This is a genomic window from Bacillus sp. AFS040349 (assembly GCF_002577655.1).
Classification (GTDB): domain Bacteria; phylum Bacillota; class Bacilli; order Bacillales; family Bacillaceae; genus Metabacillus.
In genome coordinates this window covers 1-3,818 of record NZ_NUMC01000149.1, presented here as the reverse complement: position 1 = coordinate 3,818, position 3,818 = coordinate 1, and the positions used below count along the sequence as shown (strand labels likewise).

General features: G+C 29.5%; 3 protein-coding genes. All 3 read left to right on the top strand.

What is annotated here, in order from left to right:
- Nucleotides 1-264: 264 nt before the first annotated feature.
- Entirely contained in the window at nucleotides 265-723 is a 459-nt protein-coding gene (locus COD11_RS24265; protein WP_218012757.1) for a hypothetical protein, read from the top strand.
- 198 nt (nucleotides 724-921) lie between these two features.
- Complete coding sequence (locus COD11_RS24260; RefSeq protein WP_098799474.1) at nucleotides 922-1,293, top strand: hypothetical protein; 372 nt, start codon at nucleotides 922-924, stop codon at nucleotides 1,291-1,293.
- A gap of 1,076 nt (nucleotides 1,294-2,369) precedes the next feature.
- Complete coding sequence (locus COD11_RS24255; protein WP_255301699.1) at nucleotides 2,370-3,491, top strand: hypothetical protein; 1,122 nt, start codon at nucleotides 2,370-2,372, stop codon at nucleotides 3,489-3,491.
- Nucleotides 3,492-3,818: the final 327 nt, after the last annotated feature.

Genomic DNA, 3,818 nt, shown 5'->3' with positions numbered 1-3,818 from the left:
GATAATGGCCAGATTGTTGAGGACTGAGTTCCTAAATGTAAGAAATAAATGGTTTAAATTGAGTCTTAAATTAAGGTATCTCTTCTTTTGCTATATGTAGCTTTGTCGCTTACTTATCAATAAATAAAATTCATAAAGGAAAGTAATGGTTCTTATTCCACTAAAACTGATATATATTAAAATTTCTGAAACCACTAAAATATTAAGGAATAGACATTTTGTATGAAAGTTATTTATAAGAATTTTATTGGTGGAAGTGATAGGATGAGAGCTAAGAGGCTAATTATTATTTTTTTAGTAGTGTTAATTGGAGTTCTTGAATTACTTTTCTTAAATTTGAACTCACAAAAATATGTTTATATAACAATGTTTAATACCTTAGTACCAGTACTAATTGCAGTAATTTTTTGGATGTTTTTCACAATAGTTGACTTAGATCTTGCCAAGTCAACTATGAGTAAAATTACAACATATATTTCAATTATCTTGTTGATATGTGTCCCTATAATCTATATTACAACTAAACCTGATTATACCTATTCAGAAGCCCAAGGTACTATTAAGCAAAAAGAGAAAGTGGAAATTATAGAAAATCATTCTAAAACTATAAGTGATAATAATGATAAACTTTATTATTCTATTAAAGGGATGAAAGATGGGGTATTAATCCATTTTCAATTTGACCCCTATACAGCAGAATATATTACATTAAATCTTAAATAACATTTTAGGAAGCAATAATAATGAGTTAAGCCCTCTCACAACGTTAATGCATTAAGAGATAAATATATAATATAAACCTCAACAATAAAAGCGCAAGAGATGAAGATCCAGCTCTGCCTATAATACTTAATGAAGGCAGGTAATAAAAACGAAACCCCTTTTTTATTATTTCGTCTAATTAATAGGGGTGATCATTAAATGAAGTTCAATAAGTGTTTTTATGGAGTCAATTTAATGTTGTTATTGATAATAAGTGCTTGTACTTGTACAGATGAAATAACTTCATTTCAAGGTGTTATTGAAACCATTGGTAACTATACAGTAGTGGTCGAATGTTCTAATGCAGTAAATAGAAATAAAAAAGGCAATATAGAAGCAATAGCTTATCTATGTACAGTTCAACTTAATGAACAGTCTATAATTATTGGAACAGATAATCAAAAATTGGATATACAAGATTTACGGGAAAGTCAACATGTTAATATCGTTCTGAAAATTCCAAATGACATTAACGAGAGTGTAGAAAGTAGAGAAGTTTTAGCTAAAGAAATAAAAGTTTTAACTGAATAATTTCACAATCATCATAAACAAAGCGCTGTTGTTGAGGATGATTCACTAGAAAATGATCAAAGTTTTTTATAAACGAATAAACAGATAAAATACTATAAGAGTATGTTTTGATCAATCTTTTTTCAAAACATACTCTTTTTATTTGTTTTTATATCAAGGTTATAGCATCAATTTGATTAAACTTTATTTTAAAGCAACAACTTATTAAATATTTAGAGAACCTGTATTGATCAATACGTGTTTTCGATCAAATTTTTTTATAACCCAACAGATGCACAATTGTGAATTAATGACGCTTCCTTGCTCCTATGTGCATGCACAGGATGAAATTGTGCATGCACAAGGTGATATTAGTGACGTTTCCTTGCTCCTATGTGCACAGAAATACATCTACTGACGTTTGCTTGCTCCTATGTGCACAAATGTGAACTACTGACGTTTCCTTGCTCCTATCTATACTCATTAGATGAAAAATCTTGATTTACCAACCTTTTATGGACTTATTTTTTGTGCACAATCAGACTCTAAAACGTCGTTATTATGAACAAGAGTTAAATATATATCATTAAAGTGATATCAAACTGTCTTTATTCACCTGCACAATTGTGAATTAGTGACGTCTCCTTGCACATAAATTCTACTAATAAAATTAATATATATGACGTTAACATGCACAATTTATAGTCTCAAATTCTCTAAAACCCTTGATATATCAACGATATCTCAGTTATTTCTGTGCACATACTGATGAAGCTATGACGTTAACATGCTCGAATGTGCACGAATTAATGACGTTTGAGTGAACATAAATTTTTTCGACTTTTTTTTCAAACCCTTGTTACGTATAGTTTCAAGGGTTGTGCATCTTTGTGCACAAGTCCTTAATTAAAAAGGGATTTTTGTGCACAACCGATTTGCTATAATACTGCATATTAGTAAATATTTCTACAAATGGTTACTAAATTCTAAAAACAGACTAATTTAATTAGCCGATAGAATTTATATGATAGACATTTACTATAAGAAAAAATTTAAACAGCTCTATCATCAAGTCACTACATAAAGGAGGTATGAACATGTCTATGGGAAAGATAAAAATTGATGGATTTAGAATGCACCAACATATTCTAGATGAATTCAGATATATTAAAGATCAATCCTTTGATAAACCTACTGCCTCTGCATATGTAGTCTATTTAACTATGCTAAAACAAATGCACATTGAAAACAATCCAAGAGGGATTTTGAAAGAATATAACTTATCATACTGGGCTAGAAAGTTAGACATTCCTTATACCTCATTGTATGGTGGGAAAAAGTTTCTAGAGAAGTTCCATTTTGTTAAAGAAGAGATCCAAAACGATTTACCAGTTTTGGTTCTGAAAGATGTTGAAAGATTAAATACTCCCGAAAGAGAAGGCGTAAAATTAAACTACCTTCTTGTTCCGCATGCTCTTTTTGACACAAACATTTTGGCGGAGTTTGTACGTACTTCTAATCCAGAAGGTATTGAACTGCTTTTATCTCTTTTTAACCAGTTTAGAACCAGTATGTCTAACATAGGGATGATCTCACTAGATAAATTAAAGCAATCTCGAAAAATGTCAACCTTAAAAAAGAAGCTTAATAAAAAAGCCAAAGATGTTCGAAAAGTACTTGAGATTCTTGAAGCTCTTTTTGATATTGAATTTGAAGGTCTTTCTTATCGTAAAGAGCAGGTTTGGATTAAAAAGATTAACTTCTCCTTAAAACCTGAATGTGTAATTGAAGATACTGATGAGTTTGAAGTAAATCGTTTATTAGCAAAATTTTCACAAGAACTTACATATCGTTTAGATGAACTGCAAATTAAATATAAAGCTCGTGATAAGAAAGATATAATGATCGCTTTTAAACAAGAAGTAGTGTCATTTCTTTACCATTTAATCGACGAGGATGATAATAGTTACAAATACAGAGATAAATGGTTGAGATCCTTCTTCCTAAATACGCTTGATAGCGTGGTTGAACATATACAACGGGAAAAAGAGCGATTAGGTCACTTTAAGATATATACAATTGGTGGTTTCTTTAGGAAAGTGTTTAGAAAGCAGTTCAAAAATGCTATTAAAGATATTCCATACGAATATATCCATGATGCCAAAATACGCGAATTCCAACTAACTGGAAGTAAACCGCTGCTTTCTACTATAATTTAAAATAGCCAGCCTAGTGATATGAAAAAAATCCAATTTCTACTAGGCTATTTGACGTTACCTAAAAAACTATTACTTATAAAAATAATCATGGTTCAGGATAAATCTATCAACTATATCAAATTTTTTATCCTTTTTTTATGGAAATCATTTACGAATGTTTACTTGTTAATATGTTAATATCGAATATTAACTTGTGTAATTGTTGATATAATGTAAATTTCCCTCTTGATATGTAGGCAATTCAAATGTAAGTATGTTAACATGTGTTTTTAACGAGATTAATCTAGTTAATATGTTATAAATACGATGTTTTTGTCAATATTAATT